This is a genomic window from Streptomyces sp. NPDC059897 (assembly GCF_042730865.1).
GTDB lineage: Bacteria > Actinomycetota > Actinomycetes > Streptomycetales > Streptomycetaceae > Streptomyces.
In genome coordinates this window covers 61,789-86,677 of the sequence record NZ_JBHWKQ010000033.1, presented here as the reverse complement: position 1 = coordinate 86,677, position 24,889 = coordinate 61,789, and the positions used below count along the sequence as shown (strand labels likewise).

General features: G+C 71.3%; 24 protein-coding genes. 18 read left to right on the top strand and 6 right to left on the bottom strand.

Annotated elements, in window-relative coordinates:
* Positions 1-187: 187 nt before the first annotated feature.
* From ACFV9W_RS29360 to ACFV9W_RS29345, 4 genes are all read left to right on the top strand, one after another.
* Positions 188-1,351 carry an ROK family glucokinase gene (locus ACFV9W_RS29360; RefSeq protein WP_385766625.1) on the top strand — a complete coding sequence of 388 codons (1,164 nt, stop codon included), beginning with the start codon at positions 188-190 and terminating at the stop codon, positions 1,349-1,351.
* 47 nt (positions 1,352-1,398) lie between these two features.
* On the top strand, positions 1,399-1,980 hold the full coding sequence (locus tag ACFV9W_RS29355) for a sugar kinase (RefSeq protein ID WP_385766622.1): 582 nt from the start codon (positions 1,399-1,401) through the stop codon (positions 1,978-1,980).
* Between the two features lie 149 nt (positions 1,981-2,129).
* Complete coding sequence (pcaC, locus tag ACFV9W_RS29350; RefSeq protein ID WP_385766619.1) at positions 2,130-3,428, top strand: 4-carboxymuconolactone decarboxylase; 1,299 nt, start codon at positions 2,130-2,132, stop codon at positions 3,426-3,428.
* Positions 3,429-3,471: 43 nt separating this feature from the next.
* Complete coding sequence (locus ACFV9W_RS29345) at positions 3,472-4,107, top strand: MBL fold metallo-hydrolase (RefSeq protein WP_385766617.1); 636 nt, start codon at positions 3,472-3,474, stop codon at positions 4,105-4,107.
* A gap of 20 nt (positions 4,108-4,127) precedes the next feature.
* On the opposite strand, the gene ACFV9W_RS29340 is transcribed toward ACFV9W_RS29345, so the two are convergent.
* Positions 4,128-4,703 carry a hydrolase gene (locus ACFV9W_RS29340; RefSeq protein WP_385766614.1) on the bottom strand — a complete coding sequence of 192 codons (576 nt, stop codon included), beginning with the start codon at positions 4,701-4,703 and terminating at the stop codon, positions 4,128-4,130.
* Between the two features lie 130 nt (positions 4,704-4,833).
* On the opposite strand from ACFV9W_RS29340, the gene ACFV9W_RS29335 reads away from it, so the two are divergent.
* A complete protein-coding gene (locus ACFV9W_RS29335) occupies positions 4,834-5,613 on the top strand; it encodes an exodeoxyribonuclease III (protein WP_385766611.1) in 780 nt (259 codons plus the stop codon).
* Between the two features lie 46 nt (positions 5,614-5,659).
* Positions 5,660-6,331 (top strand): class I SAM-dependent methyltransferase, encoded by a 672-nt coding sequence (locus ACFV9W_RS29330; protein ID WP_385766608.1) that lies wholly within the window; start codon positions 5,660-5,662, stop codon positions 6,329-6,331.
* Here ACFV9W_RS29330 and ACFV9W_RS29325 read toward each other — a convergent pair.
* Positions 6,321-8,135: an SGNH/GDSL hydrolase family protein gene (locus ACFV9W_RS29325; RefSeq protein ID WP_385766605.1), complete on the bottom strand. Its 1,815-nt coding sequence runs from the start codon at positions 8,133-8,135 to the stop codon at positions 6,321-6,323. The genes ACFV9W_RS29330 and ACFV9W_RS29325 overlap by 11 nt on opposite strands.
* Positions 8,136-8,279: 144 nt before the next feature.
* Here ACFV9W_RS29325 and ACFV9W_RS29320 point away from each other — a divergent pair, with 144 nt between their 5' ends.
* From ACFV9W_RS29320 to ACFV9W_RS29300, 5 genes are all read left to right on the top strand, one after another.
* The gene (locus ACFV9W_RS29320) at positions 8,280-8,729 is read left to right on the top strand and encodes a DUF6278 family protein (RefSeq protein WP_385766603.1); all 450 of its coding nucleotides are present in this window, start codon (positions 8,280-8,282) and stop codon (positions 8,727-8,729) included.
* A 133-nt stretch (positions 8,730-8,862) separates the two neighbouring features.
* Complete coding sequence (locus tag ACFV9W_RS29315) at positions 8,863-9,606, top strand: amino acid ABC transporter ATP-binding protein (RefSeq protein WP_385766600.1); 744 nt, start codon at positions 8,863-8,865, stop codon at positions 9,604-9,606.
* A gap of 20 nt (positions 9,607-9,626) precedes the next feature.
* Positions 9,627-10,538 (top strand): glutamate ABC transporter substrate-binding protein, encoded by a 912-nt coding sequence (locus ACFV9W_RS29310; RefSeq protein ID WP_385766598.1) that lies wholly within the window; start codon positions 9,627-9,629, stop codon positions 10,536-10,538.
* A 14-nt stretch (positions 10,539-10,552) separates the two neighbouring features.
* On the top strand, positions 10,553-11,197 hold the full coding sequence (locus tag ACFV9W_RS29305; protein ID WP_385766595.1) for an amino acid ABC transporter permease: 645 nt from the start codon (positions 10,553-10,555) through the stop codon (positions 11,195-11,197).
* Positions 11,194-12,063: an amino acid ABC transporter permease gene (locus tag ACFV9W_RS29300; RefSeq protein ID WP_385766592.1), complete on the top strand. Its 870-nt coding sequence runs from the start codon at positions 11,194-11,196 to the stop codon at positions 12,061-12,063. The genes ACFV9W_RS29305 and ACFV9W_RS29300 overlap by 4 nt, the downstream gene beginning before the upstream one ends.
* 189 nt (positions 12,064-12,252) lie before the next feature.
* Here ACFV9W_RS29300 and ACFV9W_RS29295 read toward each other — a convergent pair whose 3' ends face one another.
* A complete protein-coding gene (locus tag ACFV9W_RS29295) occupies positions 12,253-13,023 on the bottom strand; it encodes a hypothetical protein (protein ID WP_385766589.1) in 771 nt (256 codons plus the stop codon).
* Between the two features lie 103 nt (positions 13,024-13,126).
* On the opposite strand from ACFV9W_RS29295, the gene ggt reads away from it, so the two are divergent.
* The gene (gene ggt, locus ACFV9W_RS29290; protein WP_385766585.1) at positions 13,127-14,944 is read left to right on the top strand and encodes a gamma-glutamyltransferase; all 1,818 of its coding nucleotides are present in this window, start codon (positions 13,127-13,129) and stop codon (positions 14,942-14,944) included.
* A gap of 184 nt (positions 14,945-15,128) precedes the next feature.
* On the opposite strand, the gene map is transcribed toward ggt, so the two are convergent.
* A complete protein-coding gene (gene map, locus ACFV9W_RS29285; RefSeq protein WP_385766582.1) occupies positions 15,129-15,896 on the bottom strand; it encodes a type I methionyl aminopeptidase in 768 nt (255 codons plus the stop codon).
* A gap of 76 nt (positions 15,897-15,972) precedes the next feature.
* Between map and ACFV9W_RS29280 the strand changes: the two genes are divergently transcribed.
* The 6 genes from ACFV9W_RS29280 (at position 15,973) to hydA (ending at position 23,058) form a co-directional block, all read left to right on the top strand.
* Positions 15,973-16,224 carry a helix-turn-helix domain-containing protein gene (locus tag ACFV9W_RS29280; RefSeq protein ID WP_385766579.1) on the top strand — a complete coding sequence of 84 codons (252 nt, stop codon included), beginning with the start codon at positions 15,973-15,975 and terminating at the stop codon, positions 16,222-16,224.
* Between the two features lie 116 nt (positions 16,225-16,340).
* A complete protein-coding gene (locus ACFV9W_RS29275; protein ID WP_385766576.1) occupies positions 16,341-17,651 on the top strand; it encodes a hypothetical protein in 1,311 nt (436 codons plus the stop codon).
* A 174-nt stretch (positions 17,652-17,825) separates the two neighbouring features.
* Complete coding sequence (locus ACFV9W_RS29270) at positions 17,826-19,115, top strand: aspartate aminotransferase family protein (RefSeq protein ID WP_385766573.1); 1,290 nt, start codon at positions 17,826-17,828, stop codon at positions 19,113-19,115.
* 2 nt (positions 19,116-19,117) lie between these two features.
* Positions 19,118-20,668 carry a PucR family transcriptional regulator gene (locus tag ACFV9W_RS29265; RefSeq protein WP_385766570.1) on the top strand — a complete coding sequence of 517 codons (1,551 nt, stop codon included), beginning with the start codon at positions 19,118-19,120 and terminating at the stop codon, positions 20,666-20,668.
* A 116-nt stretch (positions 20,669-20,784) separates the two neighbouring features.
* Positions 20,785-21,627 carry a nitrilase-related carbon-nitrogen hydrolase gene (locus tag ACFV9W_RS29260; protein WP_385766567.1) on the top strand — a complete coding sequence of 281 codons (843 nt, stop codon included), beginning with the start codon at positions 20,785-20,787 and terminating at the stop codon, positions 21,625-21,627.
* Between the two features lie 24 nt (positions 21,628-21,651).
* Positions 21,652-23,058: a dihydropyrimidinase gene (hydA, locus tag ACFV9W_RS29255; RefSeq protein WP_385766565.1), complete on the top strand. Its 1,407-nt coding sequence runs from the start codon at positions 21,652-21,654 to the stop codon at positions 23,056-23,058.
* A gap of 15 nt (positions 23,059-23,073) precedes the next feature.
* Here hydA and ACFV9W_RS29250 read toward each other — a convergent pair whose 3' ends face one another.
* Both ACFV9W_RS29250 and ACFV9W_RS29245 read right to left on the bottom strand, forming a co-directional pair.
* Complete coding sequence (locus ACFV9W_RS29250) at positions 23,074-23,631, bottom strand: M23 family metallopeptidase (protein ID WP_385766562.1); 558 nt, start codon at positions 23,629-23,631, stop codon at positions 23,074-23,076.
* A gap of 69 nt (positions 23,632-23,700) precedes the next feature.
* Positions 23,701-24,777 carry a metallophosphoesterase gene (locus ACFV9W_RS29245; protein ID WP_385766560.1) on the bottom strand — a complete coding sequence of 359 codons (1,077 nt, stop codon included), beginning with the start codon at positions 24,775-24,777 and terminating at the stop codon, positions 23,701-23,703.
* Between the last annotated feature and the right edge of the window lie 112 nt (positions 24,778-24,889).

Below are 24,889 nucleotides of genomic sequence, written 5' to 3'. Positions count from 1 at the left end.
CGCCCCTTTCAGGGGCGCGGGGAACTGCGCGAGCGGGGGCCGGGCGGCTGCAACAGGGACTCGCCGCGACGCCAGGTCGCAGCCACCGCGTGGCCCGGCGGGCGCGCCGTGCCGGGGTGAGCCCCACCCCGGCGTGGCGGAAAACCCGGTATGCGGCGGAGCCGATGCGTGAGGCAGAATCGCCGCAATGAGCACCTACCGCGACCTCGCACACCGTGGCAGCGCACGGGCCACCGTCCTGCGGACGGTCGGCACCCGCGAGCGCCGCTCGCACACGACGGCACCGCGCGTACCTACCGTCGGCATCGACATCGGTGGCACGAAGGTGATGGCCGGCGTCGTCGACGCGGACGGCACGATCCTGGAGACGCTCCGCACGGAGACCCCGGACAAGTCCAAGAGCCCCAAGGTCGTCGAGGACACGATCACGGAGCTGGTGCTCGACCTCTCCGACCGGCACGACGTGCACGCGGTCGGCATCGGCGCGGCCGGCTGGGTCGACGCGGATCGCAACCGCGTCCTGTTCGCGCCCCACCTGTCGTGGCGCAACGAACCGCTGAGGGACCGCCTCGCGGGCCGCCTCGCGGTCCCCGTGCTCGTCGACAACGACGCCAACACCGCCGCCTGGGCGGAGTGGCGCTTCGGCGCCGGGCGCGGCGAGGACCACCTGGTCATGATCACGCTCGGGACGGGCATCGGCGGCGCCATCCTCGAGGACGGGCAGGTCAAGCGCGGCAAGTTCGGTGTCGCCGGCGAGTTCGGGCACATGCAGGTCGTCCCCGGCGGCCACCGCTGCCCGTGCGGCAACCGCGGCTGCTGGGAGCAGTACAGCTCCGGCAACGCCCTGGTCCGCGAGGCCCGCGAGCTGGCGGCGGCCGACTCCCCGGTCGCGTACAACATCATCGAGCGGGTCCAGGGGCACATCCCCGACATCACCGGACCGCTCATCACGCAGCTGGCCCGCGAGGGCGACGCCATGTGCGTCGAGCTGCTCCAGGACATCGGCCAGTGGCTGGGCGTCGGCATAGCGAACCTCGCGGCGGCCCTCGACCCGTCGTGCTTCGTCATCGGCGGCGGTGTGAGCGCCGCGGACGACCTGCTGATCGCGCCCGCCCGCGACGCGTTCAAGCGCCAGCTCACCGGCCGCGGCTACCGCCCCGAGGCCCGCATCGCCCGCGCCCAGCTCGGCCCCGAGGCCGGCATGGTCGGCGCCGCGGACCTGGCCCGCCTCGTCGCCCGCCGCTTCCGCCGCGCCAAGCGCCGCCGCGTGGAGCGCCACGAGCGGTACGAGCGCTACGCCCGCACCCGCACCTCGACGGGCGCGCCCGTCGACGGGGCCGAGCAGGGCTAGGGCCAGGTCAGCCGCAGATGCCGCAGAAAGTGACAGGAAATCCAGCCATGACCGTGCCCCGCCAGCCCCCGTCCGCGGGCGAAGAGCCGCGCCCGGCCGAGGCCCGCGGCCATGTGATCCGACGCCGCGTCCTCACGCTCCTGACCATCGTGCTGCTCATCGGCATCCCCGCCGGCTACCTGGTGATCTCCGCGGGCCAGAGCCGGGACAGCGGCAAGGACAAGGAGGCGAAGTACTCGGCGACCGGCCTCACCGTCGGCTGGCCGTCCAAGGTGCAGCGCCGCCTGTACCAGATCCCGGTCCCCTCGCACTCGCGCAACGTCGCCTATTACGAGACGAACAACTACAAGGTGAGCCGCCTGTACGCGCAGTTCCTCACCAGCAACAAGGGCCTCGACGAGTTCCTGGAGGAGGTCGACGCCGGATACACGGTCGGCGACCTGGCGACGGACGACATGGCGATCAGCGAGCGGGACCAGAAGGTCGCGGGCTGGGACTTCACGGGGCCGGGCCCCTGGTACGGCCTCACGCACGAGCAGGAGGACCCGTCGCCGACCCAGACCGTCGTGGTGAACCGCTCCAACCCGGACCACCCCATGGTCTACGTGGTGTCGACGACGCATCCATGATCGACTCCGGCACCGGACCGGCACACGGGCGTCCGCTCTTCACGCCGCCCCCACGCCTGGTCCACACCGGGAACCCGGAGTGAACACGTCACGTCCATTGTGGGGACCCGCCACCAGATGGCTCAGACACAGTGGCTAGCGTGGCGGGTGTGAGTGACACGAAGACCCCGCGCCTGCAGTACCGATTCGACGGCCGTGACGACGACTCCGCCCCGGTGCTCATCCTCGGCCCGTCGCTCGGCACGACGTGGCACATGTGGGACCGCCAGGTGCCCGAGCTGGCCCAGCACTGGCGGGTGTTCCGCTTCGACCTGCCAGGGCACGGCGGTTCCCCCGCCCACCCGGCGGGCTCCGTCGAGGCGCTCGCGGACCGGCTGCTCGCCACGCTCGACGAGCTGGGCATCCAGCGCTTCGGCTACGCGGGCTGCTCGCTGGGCGGCGCCATCGGCGCGGAGCTCGCGCTGCGCCACCCGGAGCGCGTCGCGTCGCTCGCCCTGATCGCGGCCTCGCCGCGGTTCGGCACCGCCGACGAGTTCCGCCAGCGCGGCGTCATCGTGCGCAGCAACGGCCTCGACCCCATCGCCCGTACGGCCCCCGAGCGCTGGTTCACGCACGGCTTCGCCACCGCGCAGCCCGCGATCACGGACTGGGCTGTACAGATGGTGCGCACGACGGACCCGGGCTGCTACATCGCCTCGTGCGAGGCGCTCGCGGGCTTCGACGTCCGGGAGCAGCTGAGCGACATCGGCGTGCCGACGCTCGTCCTCGTCGGCTCGGAGGACCAGGTCACGGGCCCCGCCGAGGCCCGCACGCTGGTCGCCGGCATACCGGACGCCCGGCTCGCCGTGGTGCCCGGCGCATCGCACCTCGCCCCGGTCGAACAGCCCGCGGCCGTCACCGACCTCCTCGTACGGCACTTCACCTCGGCCTGGCCCGCCGCGCACGAGAAGACCGGGCAGACCGCCATCCAGGCCGCCCCGGTCAAGCCGGTCATCGCGCCGCCGCCCCCGTCGGCCCCGCCGCGCGCGGAGATAGCGGCCGCGCAGCAGCCGGAGGCCGCGACCCGGCCCGACCCGCACGACGCGGGCCTCAAGACGCGCCGCGAGGTCCTCGGCGACGCGCACGTGGACCGGGCCCTGGCCACCGCCGACGACTTCTCCGGCGACTTCCAGGAGTTCCTCACGCGCTACGCGTGGGGCGAGATCTGGTCGCGCCCCGGGCTCGACCGCCGTACGCGCTCCTCGGTGACCCTGGCGACCCTGGTCGCGGGCGGCCACCTCGACGAGCTGGTGTTCCACACCCGGGCGGCGCTGCGCAACGGCCTCACGGCCGCGGAGATCAAGGAGATCCTGCTGCAGACCGCCGTCTACTGCGGCGTACCGGCCGCGAACGCGGCGTTCAAGGTCGCCCAGCAGGTGATCCGCGAGGAGACCACGCCGCAGGAGTGAGGCGGGGCTGAAACCGCCCGGGAGCGGGCGCAGGATGGGACGTATGAAGCTGACGAAGAAGACCCACGCCTGCGTCCGGCTCCAGAAGGACGGGCAGACGCTCGTCATCGACCCGGGCGGATTCTCCGAGGAGGACGCGGCCGTCGGCGCCGACGCGATCCTCGTGACGCACGAGCACCCCGACCACTTCAACGAGGACCGGCTGCGCGCCGGCCTTGAAGCCAATTCCGGCGCGCACATCTGGACCCTGAAGTCGGTCGCGGACCAGCTCTCGGCGGCCTTCCCCGGCCGCGTCCACACGGTCGGCCACGGCGACACGTTCACGGCCGCCGGCTTCGACGTCCAGGTGCACGGCGAGCTGCACGCGGTGATCCACCCGGACATCCCGCGCATCACGAACGTCGGCTATCTCGTCGACGACGGCACGGTCTTCCACCCCGGCGACGCCCTCACCGTCCCCGACCACCCGGTGGAGACGCTGATGCTGCCCGTCATGGCGCCCTGGAACAAGATCGCCGAAGTGATCGACTACGTACGCGAGGTCAAGCCGCGCCGCGCGTACGACATCCACGACGCGCTGCTCACGGACCTCGCCCGGCCGATCTACGACGGCCAGATCGGCGCACTGGGCGGCACGGAGCACCTGCGCCTGGCCCCGGGCGGCTCGGCGCAGGTCTGAGGGCTCTAGGGCTCCGAGGGCTACTTCTTGAGGAGTTCGACAACCTCGTCCGTGGAACCGATCTCCGCGATGCGCGGGAAGATCTTGCCGAAGCTGTGCTCGTGGGAGTCGGCGTCCGTGTCGGTCGTGGCGTCGTCGACGAGCACGAGGTTGTAGCTCAGCTCCCACGCGGAGCGGGCGGAGGACTCGACGCCGATCGACGTCGAGATGCCGCAGAGCACGATCTGCGTGACGCCGCGGCGGCGCAGCTGGAGGTCCAGCTCGGTGCCGGTGAAGGCGCCCCAGTGCCGCTTGGTGATCACGATGTCGTCGCCGAGCGGGCCGAGCTCGTCGGGGAACTCGGAGAACGCGGGCGGCGGCGCCTGCGTCATGGCGCCCGCGGCGGCCCGGCCGGTCGGCAGGTCGCCGCCGTCCTGCGACCAGGCGACCTTCACGCGCACGACCGGCAGGCCCTTGGCGCGGAAGGCCTCGGCGAGCTTGGCGCCGTTCTTGAGGACGTCGGCGGAGGGGTGCACGGTCGGCAGGCCGAGGATGCCGTTCTGCAGGTCGATGAGGACGAGGGCGGGGCGCTCGTCGAGCGGGGTGTTGATCGTCATGTTCGGCAGGCTAACTGTCTAACAGAAAAACTTGCAAGATTGCCTGTCTATCTGTGGTGCGGCGCCCGGCACGCGGGCCGGCCCCGGCGGGCGCGTCACGCTGTCAGTGGTGCCGGGTAGGTTGTGGGACATGCGCATTGCTACCTGGAACGTGAACTCGATCACCGCGCGGCTGCCGCGCCTCCTTGCCTGGCTGGAGAGCAGTGGCACGGACGTGCTGTGCATCCAGGAGACCAAGTGCTCGGCGGACCAGTTCCCCACGGAGGAGCTGCGGGAGCTGGGCTACGAGTCGGCGGTGAACGCGACCGGCAGGTGGAACGGGGTGGCGCTGCTCTCCCGCGTCGGCCTGGAGGACGTGGTCAAGGGCGTCCCCGGCGACCCCGGCTACGACGGGGCGGAGGAGCCCCGCGCCGTCTCCGCGACCTGCGGCCCGGTCCGCGTCTGGTCGGTCTACGTGCCGAACGGGCGGGAGGTCGACCACGCGCACTACGCGTACAAGCTCCAGTGGTTCGAGGCCCTGAAGGCGGCGGTCGCGGGCGACGCGGCGGGCTCGCGGCCCTTCGCGGTGATGGGCGACTACAACGTGGCGCCGACGGACGACGACGTCTGGGACATCTCCCTGTTCGACGGCGCGACGCATGTGACCCCGGCCGAGCGCGCGGCGCTCACGGCACTGCGCGAGACGGGCCTGAGCGACGTCGTGCCGCGCCCCCTCAAGTACGACCACCCCTTCACGTACTGGGACTACCGCGCGCTCGGCTTCCCGAAGAACAAGGGCATGCGCATCGACCTGGTCTACGGGAACGAGCCGTTCGCCAAGGCCGTCTCCGACGCCTATGTGGACCGCGAGGAGCGCAAGGGCAAGGGCGCCTCCGACCACGCGCCGGTCGTGGTGGACCTCGACGTCTGAGGGCGGCCGGGCCGATTGTCAGTGGCAGGCACTAGCGTCTGCGCCCGTGACGGATCTGACGACGTACCTGACCTCGACCCAACTGGCCTACGACACCGCGGCCGGCGCCTATGCCGAGATCGTGCCCCCGCTCTTCCCGCAGGACCTGTACGCGCACGCGATGTTCGGCGTCTTCGCCGAGCGGGTGAAGCGGGCGGGCGGCGGGCCCGTGGCCGACCTCGGCTGCGGGCCCGGACATGTGACGGCCCATCTGGACTCGCTCGGCCTGTCCGCCTTCGGCGTCGACCTCTCGCCGAAGACGGTCGCCGAGGCCCGTCGCGCCCACCCCGGACTCCGGTTCGAGGAGGGCACGATGACCGGCCTCGACCTGCCGGACGGCTCGCTCGGCGGCGTCGTCGCCTGGTACTCGACGGTGCACACGCCGCCGGAGCTGCTGCCCACGGTCTTCGCCGAGTTCCACCGCGTCCTCGCCCCCGGCGGCCATCTGCTGCTCGGCTTCAAGGTGGGCGACCTGCTGCGCCACCTCGACCACGCCTACGGCCACGACCTCTCGCTGGACGTCTACTGGCTGGACCCGGAGCACGTCGCCGGGCTCGTGGAGCAGTCCGGGCTCCCGGTGGAGGCCCAACTGGTCCGCGAGCCCGAGGAGTACGAGCGGGCGACGCAGGGCCGGCAGGCCGTCCTGATCGCCCGCAAGCCGGTGGACGCTACGGCCTGAGGATCTCCAGGTCGATCGAGTCGGCCAGCGCCTTCAACCCCGGGTCGCCGGGATGCAGATGGTCCCCGCTGTCGTAGGCGGGGAGCATCCGCGCCGGACGGGCCGGGTCGCGGACGACGGCGTCGAAGTCCAGGAACCCGTCGAAGCCCGAACCGGGGCTGCGCACAAAGGCGTTGACCGCCTCCCGCTGCTCGTTGGCGGCCGCCGTGCACAGGGCCTCGCCCTCGCACGGCGTGATCGTCGCCCCGATCACCTTCAGGCCCCGCGCGTGCGCCCGCGCCACGATCTCCCGCAGCCCCGCCTCGACCTGCGCGGCGCTCGCACCCCAGCGCACATCGTTGACGCCCTGGAAGACGACGACCGTCTTCGCCGAGGTCTGCGCGAACACATCGCGGTCGAGGCGGTGCAGCGCGCTCACGCCGCCCGTGTCGGTGGAGAGCCCGTCGCCGGGATAGCGGTCGGTGACGACCCGGTTCGCGGAGATACCCTCGTTCAGCACCCCGTAGTGCGGCACCTTCGACTGGGCGAGCAGTCGCGTCGCGAGCACATTGGGCCAGCGGTGGTTCGCGTCCAGAGTCGACTTCACGCCATCCGTGATGGAGTCGCCGAGCAGCACCACGGAACCGGGGCCACCGCCCACGTCGACACCGGTGAGCAGCGGCCAGTACGAGATCGTCGAGCTGTACGCGGAGCCGTCCGCCGCCGTCGCGTGATCGCCCGTCGTGCTCACGTAGCTGCGCTGGATGGCCTGGCTGTGCACGGGCGCCGCGGTGACAGGCTCCGGCAGATGGAAGCTCACGAGGAGGTTGGAGCTCTCCGGCACGTCGAAGTCCACCGGATCGCTGAACGCCTGCCCGCCGGCCGGGAGTTGGGTGCCGGTCTTGCCGCGGAACGTCAGCGGCACCGGCTTCCCGCGCGCCGCGGCCCCCGTCCCCTGCACCGCCACCGAAGCGCTCCCGATCCGCACGGGCGTCGCGGCGAAGGTGTTCTCCAGGCGGATGCGGACCTTGGGCCCGCCCGTGCTCGTGTGCACGACGAGCCGGATCGTACGGTCCGTCCACGGACCCACCGCGGTGTACCCGGCGGGCGAGGCCGACCAGCTGCCCGTCCAGCCGGACGTCGCCGCGCGCACGGACAGGCCGAAGATGTGCAGCGTCCCGCCGCTCGCCTTCGGCAGGTCAACGGAGGAGATCTGCCGGCCCTTGCGCACCGGCACGGTCACCGCGTACAGCCGGGTCTTCTCGGCGACCTGCCCGGTCGCCGTGTTCCGGTGCGGCAGCGCCACCGACTTGGTGGCGAGTGGCCCGGTGCGCCAGTCCGGCGCGGTGAGGGAGTACGTCGAGCGGGAGCCGTCCGCGTACCGGACGACGCCGGTGCCCGCCGCGTCCCCGCCGGTCCCGGCGACCAGGAACGCGAGCGCGTCGCCCCGTCCGCTCACCCGCACGGACTGCCCGTTCGCCCGTACGTTGTCGGGTCCGGCCCCCGCGGTCCGCGGCCAGGTCAGCCGGGCCCGGTCGATGTCCATCGCGCGGCCGGGCGTCCAGCCGGCCGCGGTGAGATCCTGCGCGGACAGGGAGCTGCCCGCGCCGTCGAAGTCCGCTTCACCGGGGCGCGCGTCGTCGCTGACGGCCCGGTTGTCGAAGAGCCGCTCCAGGGGGAGCGGCCCGGGTCTGGCGGGCGCGGCGTGGGCCGCGGCGACGGGGGTGACCCCCGCGCAGACGGCCAGTATGAACGCGGCTCCCCAAATGCGTCGGCGCAAGACCGACTCCCTCCGCTTGTGTGTCCGCCGTGGTGGTTGCGCCATGAAGCTAAGGACGGGGTGATGGCCCGTCAATGTGCCGCGAGGTAAACGGGGGAGAAAGGCCGGTGTCCGGTTCCTGAACTCGGCGCGGCGCCGCCTCCGCGCGCCTGTGGTGCGGGCAGGTGGGGGGATGTCAATCTGGGCGATATGAAGATCCCTTTCGCTGCCAATTGGCACAAGAAGCGCGGTCCGGCCCACGGTGTCGCCGTGTTCCCGACCGGCGAGGAAGGCGACGAGAGCGAGAGCGGGCTCGTCGAACTGCTCTCCGAATGCGAGCTCTTGCGCTCCCACGCCGACGACGCGGGGGTCGAACTCGACGAGTCGGTGCGGTCGTTGGAGGCCCTCGACCAGCTCGTGCCGCGCTGGCGGGAGGACGAGGACACGCTGCACTGGCTGGGCAACGACGCGGGCCTCTATCTCGGCTCGGTCATGGTGCGGCACGTGTCGGGCGCCAGTTGGGTGATCTGGGACAACGGGCAGCCGGTGGTGCGGCTCGAGTCCGGCCGGGACATCGACGTCGTGGAGGCCGGGCACGAGTGGGCGGCGAGCGGGGCCCCGGAGCTCTCCCAGTTCTACGCGGAGGCCGCCGAGTCGTAGGCCGGTGCGCGTCGCCACGTAGCTGAGCCTCAAATACGGTTAATGCCCATAAGTGCGTGTCGTCTGTTAAGTCCCATGTAAGCGTGGATAGTTTGCGCGGACCGACACAGCTGAAAGTGGGCAGGGACTGCCGATGGCCGTCGATCCGTTGATCGAGCTGCGAGACGTGAACAAGTACTACGGGGAGCTGCATGTCCTTCAGGACATCGACCTCACCGTCGGCAAGGGGGAGGTGGTGGTGGTCATCGGCCCTTCGGGGTCGGGCAAATCGACGCTCTGCCGGACGATCAACCGTCTGGAGACCATCGAGTCGGGCACGATCCGGCTCGACGGACAGCCGCTCCCCGAGGAGGGGAAGGCGCTCGCCGGGTTGCGGGCCGAAGTCGGCATGGTCTTCCAGTCGTTCAACCTCTTCGCGCACAAGACAGTGCTGCAGAACGTCTCACTGGCCCAGCTGAAGGTCAGAAAGCGCAAGAAGGACGAGGCCGACAAGCGCTCGCGCGAGCTGCTCGAACGGGTCGGACTCGCCGCCCACGCCGACAAGTTCCCCGCGCAGATGTCCGGCGGCCAGCAGCAGCGCGTGGCCATCGCCCGCGCCCTCGCCATGGACCCCAAGGCCCTCCTCTTCGACGAGCCGACCTCGGCCCTCGACCCGGAGATGATCAACGAGGTCCTCGAGGTCATGCAGCAGCTCGCCCACGACGGCATGACGATGGTCGTGGTCACCCACGAGATGGGCTTCGCACGCACCGCCGCCGACCGCGTCGTCTTCATGGCGGACGGAAAGATCGTGGAGGACCGCAACCCCGAGGAGTTCTTCACCCACCCGGAGAGCGAGCGCGCCCGGGACTTCCTCTCCAAGATCCTGAAGCACTGACCGGGGGAGCGCACCACCACATGATCGCCAAGTCGCTACGGCTGTTCGCCGCGCTCGCGGTGACCGCCCTGGCCGCCACCGCGTGCGGCAAGGAGGGCAGCCCACCCGTCAAGGGGCCATCGGCCGCCGAGCTCCCCCAGTACAAGCTCGCCCAGGGCTTCTCGCTGCCCGACTCCCCGACGTGGAAGAAGGCGGAGCGGCGCGGCCACTTCGTCGTCGGCGCCAAGGAGGACCAGCCCTACCTCGGCGAGAAGAACCCCGCGGACGGCTCGTACACGGGCTTCGACATCGAGATCGCCAAGATGGTCTCGGCCTCCCTCGGGCTCGACCCGAAGAAGATCCGCTTCAAGACCATCGCGTCGGCGAACCGCGAGACGGCCCTGCAGAACGGGCAGATCGACTACTACGTCGGCACGTACACGATCAACGACATGCGCAAGAAGCTCGTCGGCTTCGCGGGCCCGTACTACATGGCGGGCCAGTCGCTCCTCGTGCGCAGCGACGAGGAGGACATCAAGGGGCCCGACGACCTCGCGGGCAAACGCGTCTGCTCGGCGGCCGGCTCCACCCCGTACCAGCGCATCAAGGCCGACTACCCGAAGGCCGAGCTCGTCGCGTACGACACGTACTCGATCTGCGTCGACAACCTGCTGACCTATCAGGTCGACGCGGTCACCACCGACGACGCGATCCTGCTCGGCTACGCGGCCAAGGTGCCCGAGGAGATGAAGCTCGTCGGCAAGCCGTTCTCCGAGGAGCCGTACGGCATCGGCGTCCCGAAGAAGGACAACGCGCTGCGGTTCGCCATCAACGACGCGCTCGAGGCCCGCCAGAAGAACGGTGACTGGAAGAAGGCCTACGAGGCGACGCTCGGCCTGTCCGGCGAGCCGGCCCCGAAGCCGCCCGCCATCGACCGCTACCCGGCGAACTGAGGAGGAGGCGTCCCATGAATGTCCTGACCGACAACATCGAGCTGTACTGGAAAGGCTTCCTCGGCACCGTCGAGCTCACCGTCTTCGCGTCGATCCTGGCGCTGGTGCTCGGCTTCCTCATGGCCTCGTTCCGGGTCGCGCCCGTCGGCTCCTTCCGGGCCTTCGGCACCGCGTGGGTCACCGTGCTGCGCAACACCCCGCTGACGCTGCTGTTCTTCGCGGTGCTGCTCGGCCTGCCGCGCTTCGGCCTGGTGCTGCCCTTCACCGTCTTCGCGATCCTCGCGCTCGGCTGCTACACCTCGGCGTTCATCTGCGAGGCGGTCCGCTCCGGCATCAACACGGTGCCCAAGGGGCAGGGCGAGGCGGCCCGCAGCCTCGGCATGACCTTCGGCCAGACCCTGACCCACGTCATCCTGCCGCAGGCCTTCCGGTCCGTGATCCCGCCGATCGGCTCCACGCTCATCGCGCTCGCCAAGAACTCCGCGATCGCGGGCGCCTTCAGCGTCGTCGAGCTGCTCGGCACCTACAAGACGCTCAGCGAGCTCGGCTACAACATCATCTGGACCTTCGTCTGGATCGCGATCGGATACCTGATCATCACGCTCGCCATCAGCGCCCTGTTCAACTTCCTCGAGAAGCGCTGGGGGTTCGCCCGATGAAGGCCCTGCGGCACGACGCCACCGCCCTCTACGACATCCCGGGCCCCAAGACCGAACGCCGGCACAAGCTGTACGGGCTGATCTCGACGCTCATCGTGCTCGCCCTGGTCGCCTGGATCCTCTATCTGCTGTTCGACACCGACCAGTTCACGTACACGAAGTGGATGCCCTTCGAGTACACGGGCATCCAGGAACTGCTCCTGCGCGGGCTCGGCAACACGCTCAAGGCCTTCGCCATGGCGGCCGTCCTGTCGCTCGTGCTCGGCACGCTGCTGGCCGTGGGGCGGCTCTCGGACCACAAGCCGGTGCGCTGGCTCGCGACGCTGTTCGTCGAGTTCTTCCGCGCCATGCCGGTCCTGGTGATGATCTTCTTCATCTACGTGGCACTGAAGATGGAGCCGCTGGCCGCGCTCGTCGCGGGCCTGACGCTCTACAACGGCTCCGTGCTCGCCGAGGTGTTCAGATCGGGCATCAACGCGGTGGAGCGCGGACAGCGCGAGGCGGCGTACGCGCTGGGCATGCGCAAGACGCAGGTCATGACGCATGTGCTCGTCCCTCAGGCGGTGCGGGCCATGCTGCCCGCCATCATCAGCCAGTTGGTGGTGGCCCTGAAGGACACGTCGCTCGGGTATCTCATCACCTACGAGGAGTTCCTCCACGCCGGAAAACTGATCGCTTCCAACCTCGACTACGATTTGCCCTTCATCCCTGTGGTGATGGTGATCTCGCCGATCTACATCGGGATGTGCATGGTGCTGTCCTGGTTCGCCCAATGGGTGGCCAAGCGCCAGCGGCGCAACCCCAAGACGGAGGCGGCCGATGTCGCCCCGGCCGAGCCAGGGACGCTGCTGCCAGGTACGCAGTAGCCGAAACGAAAGCATCGGCCCGTCCCCGCCCAGCGGCAGCCGGAGATCACTGCTTCACGAAGTTCGTGTGTTCGTGGGGAAGAAGGTCAGCTGCAGCGTGCCGGTCGGGACGTGCCTGCTTGCCGAGGATGAGCGGGCCCTTGTCGCATTCGTACGCGACGAGGGTGCCGCTCTCCTTGGTTTCGCGGCCTATTTGGCGCGGTGTGCGGCGCGGCCGTTGCCGTTCGCCGGCGCGGCGGGCAGCGGGGACTCCGCCGCCTTCGTGACATCGGCCACCACCTCGACGACGTCAGGACCGTACGCCCCGGAGTTCACGACCTTCAGCAGCAGGACGAAGGAGTTGTTGCCGTGCTTGCGGGCGAGCCGCTCGTGGTGGCGGGCGAGATAGCGGGTGGCGGCCTGGTTGGTGATCGGCAGCTGCCCGCAGAACAGAAAGACCGGCCTCGCCTCGGGGGTGGCGGGACCGGCGGTCAGGCGGGCCAGGAGGACGTACTCGGTTCTGCTCGGCTCCAGGCGGTAGCGCTCGGAGCCGATCTGGAAGGCGCCGCGGTCCGGGCCCGGCTCGGGGTCGGTGTTCACGCGGATGCCGGGCAGCAGACTGACCATGTGCGCGGCCATGCGTCTGTTGGAGGCGGGTCCGCCCACGCAGAACTCCGTACGCTCGCCGAAGCCCTGCTGCGCGGTGTCGTGGGCGACGACCTGGGCGTGCGCGTTGCAGTCCTTGATGAGCGCGGAGAGTTCGAGGAGGGCGAAGACGTCGTGGCGCTTCACCGTCAGCTCGGGGCCGCCCGCGTCGCGGTTCACGACGAGCAGCGACTCGGAGTTGTCGGGCAGCCCGAAGAAGGCCTGCTTGCGGCGGAGCTTGCGCCGCCACAGGTAGGTGCGGGCGAGCCAGCCCAGCGAGGCGCTGATGCCCGCCGCGATCAGGCCGAGGACGATGTTGCGCACGTCTTCAGTCATGGTGGCGCACTCTAGCGGGACGTGTGAACGGGGTTCGAGGGGGTCCTGACGACACGGACACATCAAGTTACGCTGCGCTGACGCCTGTTGACCGGAGGTACTGATGAGACGTTCAGTTGTACGGAATCTGTCGGTCTTCGCCGCACTTGGCAGCATGGTGGCGGTTGGTGCCGCGGCTCCGCCTTCGTCCGGTCCGTCCTCGTCCGCCGCGCGGCCGCCCGTGAAGGAACCGGTCGCGGTCGGCTCCGGCGGCGCCGTGGCGAGCGTCGACGCGGACGCCTCCGCGGCCGGTATCGAGGTGCTCAGGAACGGGGGCAACGCGGTGGACGCCGCCGTCGCCACCGCGGCCGCCCTCGGTGTCACCGAGCCGTACTCGTCCGGGGTCGGTGGCGGCGGCTACTTCGTCTACTACGACGCCAAGTCCCGCAAGGTGCACACCATCGACGGCCGCGAGACGGCGCCGCTGACGGCAGGGTCCGACCTGTTCCTGGAGAACGGCAAACCGCTCGCCTTCAACGACGCGGCCACCAGCGGCCTGAGCGTGGGCACACCGGGCACGCCCGCCACGTGGCAGTCGGCGCTCGACGCGTGGGGGAGCCGGGGGCTCGCCTCCGTGCTGAAGCCCGCCACGAAGCTGGCGAGCGACGGATTCACCGTCGACGACACGTTCCGCTCGCAGACCGCGTCGAACGAGGCGCGGTTCCGCAATTTCCCCGACACGGCGAAGCTGTTCCTGCCGGGCGGGAAGCTCCCCGAGGTCGGCTCGACGTTCAAGAACCCCGACCTGGCGCGCACGTACCAGCAGCTGGGCCGGGACGGGGTCGGGGCGCTGTACCGCGGCGACATCGGCAAGGACGTCGTGAAGACGACCAACAAGCCACCGGTCGACCCGGCGTCCGGGTACAACGCGCGGCCCGGGAAGCTGTCCGCGAAGGACCTCGCGGCCTACGGCACCAAGCTCCAGGCGCCGACCCGGACTTCGTACCGCGGCCTCGGCGTCTACTCCATGGCGCCGTCCTCGTCCGGCGGCACGAGTGTCGGCGAGGCGCTCAACATCCTTGAGAACACCGACCTGTCGAAGGCGTCCGACGCCAAGTACCTGCACCGCTTCATCGAGGCGAGCCGGGTGGCCTTCGCCGACCGGGGGCGCTGGGTGGGCGACCCGGCGTTCGAGGACGTGCCGACGAAGGGGCTGCTTTCGCAGCGGTTCGCGGACTCGCGCGAGTGCCTCATCAAGGACGACGCGGTCCTCAAGAGCCCGCTCGCGCCGGGGGACCCGAGGAACCCCGGCAAGTGCGGCGAGGCCGGGGACAAGGCGTCGCCCACGACGTACGAGGGTGAGAACACCACGCACCTCACCGCGGCCGACAAGTGGGGCAACGTCGTCGCCTACACCCTGACCATCGAGTCGACCGGCGGCAGCGGCATCACCGTGCCGGGGCGCGGGTTCCTGCTCAACAACGAGCTGACGGACTTCTCGTTCGCGCCGGCGAATCCGGAGGTGCACGACCCGAACCTTCCGGGGCCGGGGAAGCGGCCGCGGTCCTCGATCTCGCCGACGATCGTGCTCGACAAGTCGGGCAGGCCCGTGGTGGCGGTCGGGTCGCCGGGCGGCGCGACCATCATCACGACGGTGGCGCAGACGCTGACGGGGTTCGTCGACCGGAGGCTGCCGCTGGTCGACGCGATCGCGGCGCCGCGGGCGAGTCAGCGCAACGCGGCGCAGACGGAGCTCGAGCCGGGGCTCTACGACAGTGCGCTCCGCGGGGAGCTGGAGGCCATCGGCCACTCGTTCAAGGAGAACCCGGAGATCGGGGCGGCGACGGGCGTGCAGCGCCTGCCCGGCGGGAAGTGGCTCGCGGCGGCGGAGAAGGTCCGGCGGGGCGGGGGTTCGGCGATGGTCGTGTCACCGGCCCCGTAGCTCCCGGCCGACCGTTCCTACGTCTCGGGGCTCTGCCCCGGTCCCCGCTGCTCAATCGCCGCAGGGGCTTGAATTGTCCATCCGCCGCTGTCGCCTTGGGCAATCTGCCGCCTTGGGCGGCAGGGTGGGCAAGGCGGCGCCCCGGTGCCGCGCATCGTCAACGACGGGCCCGGCCCCGGGGGGCCTACCGAGCCGTCAGGATCCGCGGCCCCGCCTCCGTGATCGCCACGGAGTGTTCCGCGTGGGCGGCGCGGGAGGCGTCGTTCGTGCGGAGGGTCCAGCCGTCGGGCGCCTCGTGGAAGCCGTCGCCGCCGCCACCGATGACCATGGGCTCGATGGCCAGGGCCATGCCGTGGCGCAGCTTCATGCCCCGGCCCGCCCGCCCCTCGTTCGGCACCGGCGGGTCCTCGTGCATCCGCCGCCCGATCCCGTGCCCCCCGAACCCTTCGGGAATCCCGTACCCCGCCTCCCGGCACACCGTCCCGATCGCGTGCGCGATGTCCCCGATCCGGTTGCCGACGACCGCCGCCGCGATCCCCGCGGCCAGCGCCCGCTCGGCCGTCTCGACCAGCCGTACGTCCTCGGCGCGAGCCTCACCGACCACAAAGCTGATCGCCGAATCGCCGGCCCAGCCGCCCAGCTCCGCCCCGCAGTCGATCGACACCAGGTCCCCGTCCCGCAGCCGGTACCCGGTCGGGATGCCGTGCACGATCGCGTCGTTCACGGACGCGCAGATCACCGCCGGGAACGGCGTCGGCGCGAAACTCGGCCGATAGCCGAGGAACGGGGAGCTCGCCCCCGCCTCCCGCAGCACCTCGCGCGCCACCTCGTCAAGGTCCAGCAGGCTCACGCCCACGGCCGCGTGCCCCCGCACCGCGGTGAGCGCGTCGCCCACGACCCGCCCCGCCTCCCGCATCGCGTCGATCGATGTGTCCGTCTTCAGTTCCACCATGCCAATAACTATACCGGTATTTAAATCCGGTACGGAAATCCGGTACGAGAATTGGCGCCTCGGGTAGGATGGGGGCATGGTCCGAACCCCCTTGACCCCCGAAGAGCGCGAGCGCGGCGAGCGTCTCGGCCGGCTGCTGCGTGAGGCGCGGGTCGGGCGCAGCATGACGGAGGTGGCCGCGGGCGCGGGCGTCTCCGTCGAGACGCTGCGCAAGATCGAGACGGGCCGGGCGCCCACCCCCGCCTTCTTCACGGTCGCCGCGCTCGCCCGGGAGCTGGGGCTTTCCATGGACGAGCTGGTGACGCACTGCGCGCTGGTCCCCGCCTGACGGGTCGAGGTGTCCACCCCGAAAAGCGCGCGTAGCACCCCCGTAACACGCGAGGTGTTTGCTTCCGGAGCGTAAGGCTCCAAGAAGGCGGCAGGGCGCGACGATCGGCGGGGCGCGTGGCGGAAGTGGGACAACTCCCGGACGGGGCAAGGGACTTCGCGGCATATCTGCAAGGTCTCAACGCCCGGCTCGACCAGCGCGCCGGATGGTGCGGCGTCTTCTGGCAGCGGGACCCCGAGGGCATGCGGGCCTGCCTCGACGGCAGCGAAGTGCCTCCGTGGGACGTGGTGGAGTCGCTGCTGAAGGATCTCGCCGCGACGCACGGCACCGAGCACGCCGAGCGCGAGGCGGCCCGCGCCCACGCCCTGTACCGCGCGTCCGCACGCGCCCACGACACCGGGCCCGGCGGGCGCGCGCTGCTCGCCGACCGGATGGACGTGATGGCGCGCGAGCGCCGGTACGCGGCGCGGCGCGTCGAGGAACTCGGTGCCCGCCTCGACTCCGTCGGTGACCCGGGCGAGGTCGAAGCCGTCCGCCGGGATCTCGCGTGGGCGCACGACGACCACGAGCGGGCGACCGCGCGGCTCGCCGAACTCGGCGCCAGGCTGGCCGAGTTGGGACCGGACCCCGCCCTCTCGGGAGCCCCCGCGCCGACGCCTGCCGCCGTGCCCGTTCCCGCACCGGCCTCCGCTCCCGCTCCCGCCCCCGCCCCCGTCAAGGAACGCAAACGTCGCCCCCGGGGCGGCGCCCGCTTCGCCGGGATGCCGATGGAGGAACCGGAGCCAGGGCCCGCGACCAGTACGGATCACGCCCCCGCCACCCCCACCGGCGCCCGCTTCGCCGGTGCCGCACCCGGGACGGACGAGCCGACGCCCCCCGCCCCGCCCCCGGTCGACGCCGCCGCGCACGCCGACGTCGCGGCCACGGTCTCCCTCCTCGCCCACCACCGTGCCGAGGGTCGCAGCGGTGAGGCGCACATGGTCCTCGTGGGCGCGGCCGCCGGGCCCGCCGCCCAACTTCCGTCCTACGCACGCGAATTGGCCAGCGCGGGGCTCGGCTCCGACTGGGCCACCCTGTTGTGGGAGGCCGGGTCGCTGCCGCCGGACCGGCTGGTCGACGCGGCCGACGCCCTGGCCGCGGCCGGTCGCACCGCCGACGCGCAGCGGCTGCTGCGCCAGGGCGTCGGCGGCCCGCCCGCCGAGTTCGGCGCCGCGGTGCACCGGCTCGACGAGGAGGGCCGGCACCGCGAGGCCCGCACGCTCCTGGACGCGTACGTCCGTGGCCGCACACCCGAGGACGCCGCCCAGTGCGCGAGCGGCGATCCCGGCCCGCTCGTCCCGCTGCTCCTCGACGCGGCGCGCCGGGTCTCCGACGAGCGGTACCGGGACGTGGCGCACGCACTCCGCGTCGCGGGCCTCGCGCACTGAGCCGTCACCCGCACGAGTGTCCGGGCCGCCCCGATCCAGCGGGTTGCCGACGATGGCCTTGGCAAGGCCTCCCGTGAGGCTTACGTTCGTCCCTCTACCGCCGCTCTACGTGCGTAGAGGCGGCTGGGCAGGGACATGCCTGCGTAGAGACGTACGGAAGAAGGAGTGCTGCCGATGACCACCCCCTCCCGAGCCTCTCTGCACGACCGCCACCGCGACGTCCTGCCGGACTGGCTCGCCCTGTACTACGACGACCCGATCGAGCTCACGCACGGCGAGGGCCGACATGTCTGGGACGCCGAGGGCAACAAGTACCTGGACTTCTTCGGCGGCATCCTCACGACGATGACGGCGCACGCGCTGCCCGAGGTCACGAAGGCGGTGAGCGAGCAGGCCTCCCGGATCGTCCACTCGTCGACGCTCTATCTGAACCGGCCGATGGTCGAACTCGCCGAGCGCGTCGCCCAGTTGTCCGGAATCCCCGACGCCCGCGTCTTCTTCACCACGTCCGGCACCGAGGCCAACGACACGGCGCTGCTGCTCGCCACCGCGTACCGCCGCTCGAACCAGATCCTGGCGATGCGCAACAGCTACCACGGCCGCTCGTTCTCCGCGGTCGGCATCACCGGCAACAAGGGCTGGTCGCCGACGAGCCTCTCCCCGCTCCAGACGCTGTACGTGCACGGGGGCGTGCGCGGCCGCGGCCCCTACGCCCACTTGTCCGACGCCGAGTTCATCGAGGCCTGCGTCGCCGACCTGCGGGACATGCTCGGCCAGACCCGGGGCGACGTCGCGGCGCTGATCGCCGAACCCATCCAGGGCGTCGGCGGCTTCACCTCCCCGCCCGACGGCCTGTACGCCGCCTTCCGCGAGGTCCTGCGCGAGCACGGCATCCTGTGGATCTCGGACGAGGTGCAGACCGGCTGGGGCCGCACGGGCGAGCACTTCTGGGGCTGGCAGGCGCACGCGCGGTCCGGGCCGCCGGACATCCTGACCTTCGCCAAGGGCATCGGCAACGGCATGTCGATCGGCGGTGTCGTCGCCCGCGCCGAGGTGATGAACTGCCTTGACGCCAACTCCATTTCGACGTTCGGCGGCTCCCCGATCACCATGGCGGCGGGCCTCGCCAACCTCTCGTACCTCCTCGAACACGACCTCCAGGGCAACGCCCGGCGGGTCGGCGGCCTCCTCATCGAGCGGCTGCGCGCCATCGCGGCGGGCGCCCCCGGGGTACGGGAGGTGCGGGGACGCGGCCTGATGATCGGCATCGAGCTGGACAGCTCCGGCCCGGGGCCCGACGCGGCGCGGGTCATCGAGTCCTGCCGCGCGCAAGGGCTGTTGATCGGCAAGGGCGGCGGCCACGATTCGAGCGTTCTGCGGATCGCTCCGCCGATGACCTTGACGGTGGCGGAGGCCGAGGAGGGGGCCGGGATCCTGGAGCGGGCGTTGCGGGGCGAGGCGTAGCCGTGTCCACCGGCGTCGGTGACACCCTCACCGTCCGTCAGATACTCGACCTGGACCGCGTCGCCGCAGGCCGGCCGGAGGTGGTCGCCGGGGCCGGGCACCTCGACCGGCCCGTGCGGTGGGTGCATGTCGCCGAGGCCGCGGACGTCGGCGTGATGCTCAGCGGCGGCGAGATGATCCTCACCACGGGGGTGCTGCTCGCGGCCGACGAGCGGCTGCAGGCCGAGTACATCGACTCCCTGCACCGCGCGGAGGCCGCCGCCCTCGTCCTTGGCCTCGGCCGCGCGTTCCCGTCCTCCCCGGAGGGCATGCGGCGCGCCGCCGAACGGCACGGGCTGCCCATGGTGGTGCTGCACCGCCCGTTCCCCTTCGCCGAGCTGACGGAGGAGGTGCAGTCCCGGCTCGTACGGAGGAAGTTCGCCGCCGTCAGCCTCTCCGAGGGCATCCGTACGGCGCTGACCTCGCTCATCACGTCCGGCGCCCCGCTGCAAGGGCTGCTCGACGAGATCGCCGCGCACAGCGGTTGCCCGGTCGTCCTCACCAACCTCGCGCACCGCGTCCTCGCCACGGCCGGTGAACACCCCGCCGTCGACGACGTGTTGCGCGACTGGGACCGCATCGCGCGGCAGCCCGGCGGCATCGACGGGGAGGGCTGGATCCGCGCGGAGCTCGGCGGACGCGGCGAACGCTGGGGCTCCGTCGTGCTGTGCGGCCACCGCGGCGACGGCGCCTCCGGGCGGCTGCTGGCGGACCGGGCGGCGGAGGCGTTGGTCCTGCACCACCTGCTGGCCGGGGCCGGGCCGAGCTGGGAGGAGCAGTCGGCCCGCTGCCTGCTCGCCGATCTGCTCGCGGGCGGCGCGCCGGCCCGGCTGCTGCCCCGCGCACGCGCGGCGGGCCTCCCGGTGAACCGCCGCACGTTCCTGCCCCTCGTCGTACGCGACACCCCTCCCGCTCAACTCGACCGTATCCTGCGCCTGTTGGGCCTCACCGGGCTCGTGACGGAACTCGCCGAGCGCTCCACCGCCGTCCTCCTCAGCCTCGCCCGCGACCAGGCACCCGAGGCCCTCGCCGCGCACTTCGCTGACCGGCTGCGCGCGGAGACCGGGGCCGCGCGGGCCCTCGTCGCGGCGGGCCCCGCCAGTCCCGCCTGGGAGGACGTGCCGGAGGCGCTGCGCGAGGCACTGCACGTCGCCGACGCCGCCACCGGCGCGCCGCCCGGCCTCCCACCGGTGGTCCGCATGGGTGACGTACGACTGCGCGGCCTCGTGCGGCAGTTGCGCGACGACCCCCGCGTCCAGGCTTTCTCCGAAAGGGAGTTGGACGCCATCCTGGCCTCCGAGGATGCCGCCGAGCTTGTCCCGGTCCTGCGCGCCTACCTCACCACCGGCCGCAACAAGTCCCGCACCGCCCAGCTCACCCATATGAGCCGCCCCGCCCTCTACCGCCGCCTGGAGTGCATCGAGAAGCTGCTCGGCGTCGACCTCGACGACTTCGAGCAGGCCGCGTCCGTCCATCTGGCCCTGCTCGCGCACGACGCGCAGTCGGGGCCGTGACACGGTGCAACGCCCGCGGCCCCGCGCGTGACACGCTGCGTCTCGGCCGGCGGACCCCCGCCCCCTACCGTCTGAGCCAGCACCACCCGAGGCATCGAAGAACCTTGGAGGTCCCGATGAGCCCCGTGATCCGCGCCGCGATCTTCCAGACCGCATGGACCGGCGACAAGGAGTCCATGATCAAGGTGCATGAGCAGGCGGTCCGCGACGCCGCCGCCCAGGGCGCCCAAGTCCTCTGCTTCCAGGAGCTGTTCTACGGCCCCTACTTCTGCCAGGTGCAGGACGCGAAGTTCTACGAATACGCCGAGTCGGTGCCGGACGGCCCGGTCGTGCAGCGCTTCCAGGCCCTCGCCCGCGAACACGGCATCGTCCTCGTCCTCCCCGTCTACGAGGAGGAGCAGCCGGGCGTCCTCTACAACACTGCCGCCGTGATCGACGCCGACGGCAGCTATCTCGGCAAGTACCGCAAGACCCACATCCCGCAGGTCAAGGGCTTCTGGGAGAAGTTCTACTTCCGCCCGGGCAACAGCGGCTGGCCGGTCTTCGACACCGCCGTCGGCAAGATCGGCGTCTACATCTGCTACGACCGGCACTTCCCGGAGGGCTGGCGCGCGCTCGGCCTCGAAGGCGCCCAGATCGTCTTCAACCCGTCTGCCACCTCGCGCGGACTGTCCCGCTACCTCTGGCAGCTGGAGCAGCCGGCGGCGGCCGTCGCCAACGAGTATTTCGTCGGCGCCATCAACCGGGTCGGCGTCGAGGAGTACGGCGACAACGACTTCTACGGGACCTCGTACTTCGCCGACCCCGAGGGCCGGTTCGTGGGCGAGGTCGCCGACGACAAGGCGCCCGAGCTCGTCGTCCGCGACCTCGACATGGCGAAGCTGCGCGAGGTCCGCGACCGCTGGCAGTTCTACCGCGACCGCAACCCGCAGGCGTACGAGCCCCTGACCCGCCCGTAAGTCCCCCTACCTCAGGAGGAGCACATGAGCGCCGTCCGTACGGTCATCCGCGGCGGACTCGTCGTCACCGCCGCCGACGAGATGCACGCCGACGTCCTCATCGAGGACGGCCGTGTCGTGGCCCTCGCGGCCACGGGAAGCGACACCGCCGCGTCCTGGACGGACGCGCGCACCATCGACGCCTCGCAGAAGTACGTCATCCCCGGCGGCGTCGACGGACACACCCACATGGAGATGCCGTTCGGCGGCACCTACGCCGCCGACACCTTCGAGACCGGCACGCGGGCCGCGGCCTGGGGCGGCACCACGACCATCGTCGACTTCGCCATCCAGTCGGTCGGCCACTCCCTGCGCGAGGGCCTCGACGCCTGGTACGCCAAGGCGGACGGCCAGTGCGCCATCGACTACGGCTTCCACATGATCGTCTCCGACGTCCACGAGGACACGCTGAAGGAGATGGACCTCCTGGTGGGGGAGGGGGTGACGTCCTTCAAACAGTTCATGGCGTACCCGGGCGTCTTCTACTCCGACGACGGGCAGATCCTGCGGGCGATGCAGCGGGCCGGGGAGAACGGCGGCCTGATCATGATGCACGCCGAGAACGGCATCGCGATCGACGTCCTGGTCGAGCAGGCGCTTGCCCGCGGCGAGACCGACCCCCGCTTCCACGGCGAGGTCCGCAAGTCCCTCCTGGAGTCCGAGGCGACGCACCGCGCGATCAAGCTGGCGCAGGTGGCGGGCGCGCCGCTGTACGTGGTGCACGTGTCGGCGCAGGAGGCGCTGGCGGAGATCGCGCGGGCCCGGGACGAGGGACTGCCGGTGTTCGGCGAGACCTGTCCGCAGTATCTGTTCCTGTCGACGGACAACCTCGCGGAGCCGGACTTCGAGGGCGCGAAGTACGTGTGCAGCACGCCGCTGCGGCCGAAGGAGCACCAGGCGGCGCTCTGGCGCGGTCTGCGCACGAACGACCTCCAGGTCGTGTCGACGGATCACTGCCCCTTCTGCTTCAGCGGGCAGAAGGAGCTGGGGCGCGGCGACTTCTCGAAGATCCCGAACGGGATGCCGGGCGTCGAGAACCGCATGGACCTGCTGCACCAGGCCGTCGTCGACGGGCACATCTCGCGCCGCCGCTGGATCGAGATCGCCTGCGCGACGCCGGCCCGGATGTTCGGCCTGTACCCGAAGAAGGGGACCATCGCGCCGGGTGCCGACGCGGACATCGTCGTCTACGACCCGCACGCCGAGCAGACGATCTCCGCAGACACCCACCACATGAACGTCGACTACTCGGCGTACGAGGGGAAGCGCATCACGGGTCGGGTGGAGACGGTGCTGTCGCGGGGCGAACCGGTGATCAGCGAGCGGGAGTTCACGGGGCGTGCGGGGCACGGTGTGTACATGCCGCGGGGGACCTGCCAGTACCTGGCCTGACAGGGGGAGGCGGCGTCACGTGAGGCGGACGCCGTGCCGTGCCAGATAGGCGACCGGGTTCACGTCCGAGCCGTACCCGCGGCGTGCACGGATCTCGAGGTGGAGGTGTGGGCCGGTGGCGCGTCCTGTGCTGCCGCTGTCCGCGATGCGCATGCCAGGGGTGACCCGGGCCCCCGGGCGGGTTCGGATGCGGCTGAGGTGTCCGTAGACGGCGTAGCGACCGTCCGACATCCGGATGGTCACCGCCTTGCCGTAGTCGCCCGACCGCTTGGCCAGCACGACGGTGCCCGCGCGGACGGCGAAGACCGGCGTCCCCTCGGGAACCGCGAGGTCGATCCCCGTGTGGTGCCCCGCCGCCCAGTTGCCGCGCACTCCGTAGCGGGCGGAGACGCGGTAGCGCCGACGGAGGGGCATGGCGGCGGGCCGGGGCGGCCCCATGGGAACAGGGGAGTGGGCGGCGGCGTCGGGCGCCAGACACGTGGTGAGCGCACCGCCGATCAGGGCCGTGGACAGGCCGAGGACGCGACGCCGTGTGGAGTCCGCGGCCGGTGTGCTGTGCTCGTGAGAAGCCATGACCGACAGATCACCCTCGTTGGGGACCACCCGCATCTCCGCGGGAACCATACAGGTGAGCGGGTGCCGCTAACGGGCGATGCTCTCCGTTCGTGTGTGGCGGTACGCGTGCCGGTAGTCGGAGGTCTCCGGGTCCACGGTGTACGCGTCGGTGACCACGCGGTCGGCGTTGATCGAGAGCATCATGAAGCCGAGGGTGTCGTAGGCCGCCCAGAACTCCGTGTTCTCGGCCTGGTTGCCCTTCCCGCCGGTCTTCGCGGACGCGCCGCAGACGATCTGCTGGGTGCCGTGGTGGTCGGCGCCGGTGTCCAGGATCTGGAGCGTGTGGTCGTGGCCGGAGAGGATGAACTCGGCCTTGCCGCAGACCACTTCCTCGTACAGTTCCTTGACGTGCTTCCCGCTCATGTAGTCGCCGCAGGTGACACCCTCGTACGCGCCCGCGTTGCCGTGCGCGCCGTTGTTGCGCAGCGGGTGGTGGGCGAAGACGAACTTCCAGCGGGCGCGGGAGGCGGCGAGTGCGTCGGCCAGCCAGGCGCGCTGCTCGTGGGCGAAGGGGCCGTCCCAGTGGTACTTGGAGTCGGTCTGCAGGACGTACGAGGACAGTGGCGTCGTGTCGATGGCGAAGAACTCGGCGACGGGCGCCTGTTGGGGGACGGCCACGCGGTAGTGGCGGTCGGGCATGTTCCAGCGGGCCGAGTGCCGGTGGTAGGCGATCTCGTGGTCGCCGCGGGACGGGCGGCCACCGCTGCCGGGGATGACACCGCTGGTGTCGTGGTTGCCGAGCACCATCAGCCAGGGGACGTCGATGCCCTTGTTGGGCTCCTCGAACTTGGTGGTGAACTCGTCGTCCAGGTCGCTCTCGGGGCCGTTCTCGTAGATGTTGTCGCCGAGCCCGATCGCGAGGTCGACACCGCGCTTCGCGCACAGCTTGCGTGCGGCGGCCGCGACGGCGAACTGGTCGGGCGTGCCGGTGCCGGCGTCGCCCGTGATCAGCACGTTCAGCTCGGCCTTGTCCGGCATCGGGAACTTGGCCACGCCGTTCTCGGCCGCCAGCGCCTGCCGGCCGAACGCGCCAAGGGCGACGGCGGTGCCGACGCCGCCGACCCCCGCGAGCATCGCGCGTCTGCTGATTGCCTGCGACTGCATCCTGTGTCTCCGTCTCCTCGTCGTCGGATGCCCACACGATCTCGGTGAGGCGAACGGGGTCCGGACGGGCTGGGGAGGTGCAGTGAATCCCGGTGGCACCGCGAGGGCCAGG

What these genes read in the sequence shown, in the direction of transcription:
- ACFV9W_RS29360 (WP_385766625.1), top strand. Translation starts at nt 188, where the DNA reads ATGAGCACCTACCGCGACCTCGCACACCGTGGCAGCGCACGGGCCACC.
- ACFV9W_RS29355 (WP_385766622.1), top strand. Translation starts at nt 1,399, where the DNA reads ATGACCGTGCCCCGCCAGCCCCCGTCCGCGGGCGAAGAGCCGCGCCCG.
- ACFV9W_RS29345 (WP_385766617.1), top strand. Translation starts at nt 3,472, where the DNA reads ATGAAGCTGACGAAGAAGACCCACGCCTGCGTCCGGCTCCAGAAGGAC.
- ACFV9W_RS29340 (WP_385766614.1), bottom strand. Translation starts at nt 4,703, where the DNA reads ATGACGATCAACACCCCGCTCGACGAGCGCCCCGCCCTCGTCCTCATC.
- ACFV9W_RS29335 (WP_385766611.1), top strand. Translation starts at nt 4,834, where the DNA reads ATGCGCATTGCTACCTGGAACGTGAACTCGATCACCGCGCGGCTGCCG.
- ACFV9W_RS29325 (WP_385766605.1), bottom strand. Translation starts at nt 8,135, where the DNA reads ATGGCGCAACCACCACGGCGGACACACAAGCGGAGGGAGTCGGTCTTG.
- ACFV9W_RS29320 (WP_385766603.1), top strand. Translation starts at nt 8,280, where the DNA reads ATGAAGATCCCTTTCGCTGCCAATTGGCACAAGAAGCGCGGTCCGGCC.
- ACFV9W_RS29315 (WP_385766600.1), top strand. Translation starts at nt 8,863, where the DNA reads ATGGCCGTCGATCCGTTGATCGAGCTGCGAGACGTGAACAAGTACTAC.
- ACFV9W_RS29310 (WP_385766598.1), top strand. Translation starts at nt 9,627, where the DNA reads ATGATCGCCAAGTCGCTACGGCTGTTCGCCGCGCTCGCGGTGACCGCC.
- ACFV9W_RS29305 (WP_385766595.1), top strand. Translation starts at nt 10,553, where the DNA reads ATGAATGTCCTGACCGACAACATCGAGCTGTACTGGAAAGGCTTCCTC.
- ACFV9W_RS29300 (WP_385766592.1), top strand. Translation starts at nt 11,194, where the DNA reads ATGAAGGCCCTGCGGCACGACGCCACCGCCCTCTACGACATCCCGGGC.
- ACFV9W_RS29295 (WP_385766589.1), bottom strand. Translation starts at nt 13,023, where the DNA reads ATGACTGAAGACGTGCGCAACATCGTCCTCGGCCTGATCGCGGCGGGC.
- ggt (WP_385766585.1), top strand. Translation starts at nt 13,127, where the DNA reads ATGAGACGTTCAGTTGTACGGAATCTGTCGGTCTTCGCCGCACTTGGC.
- map (WP_385766582.1), bottom strand. Translation starts at nt 15,896, where the DNA reads ATGGTGGAACTGAAGACGGACACATCGATCGACGCGATGCGGGAGGCG.
- ACFV9W_RS29280 (WP_385766579.1), top strand. Translation starts at nt 15,973, where the DNA reads ATGGTCCGAACCCCCTTGACCCCCGAAGAGCGCGAGCGCGGCGAGCGT.
- ACFV9W_RS29270 (WP_385766573.1), top strand. Translation starts at nt 17,826, where the DNA reads ATGACCACCCCCTCCCGAGCCTCTCTGCACGACCGCCACCGCGACGTC.
- ACFV9W_RS29260 (WP_385766567.1), top strand. Translation starts at nt 20,785, where the DNA reads ATGAGCCCCGTGATCCGCGCCGCGATCTTCCAGACCGCATGGACCGGC.
- hydA (WP_385766565.1), top strand. Translation starts at nt 21,652, where the DNA reads ATGAGCGCCGTCCGTACGGTCATCCGCGGCGGACTCGTCGTCACCGCC.
- ACFV9W_RS29250 (WP_385766562.1), bottom strand. Translation starts at nt 23,631, where the DNA reads ATGGCTTCTCACGAGCACAGCACACCGGCCGCGGACTCCACACGGCGT.
- ACFV9W_RS29245 (WP_385766560.1), bottom strand. Translation starts at nt 24,777, where the DNA reads ATGCAGTCGCAGGCAATCAGCAGACGCGCGATGCTCGCGGGGGTCGGC.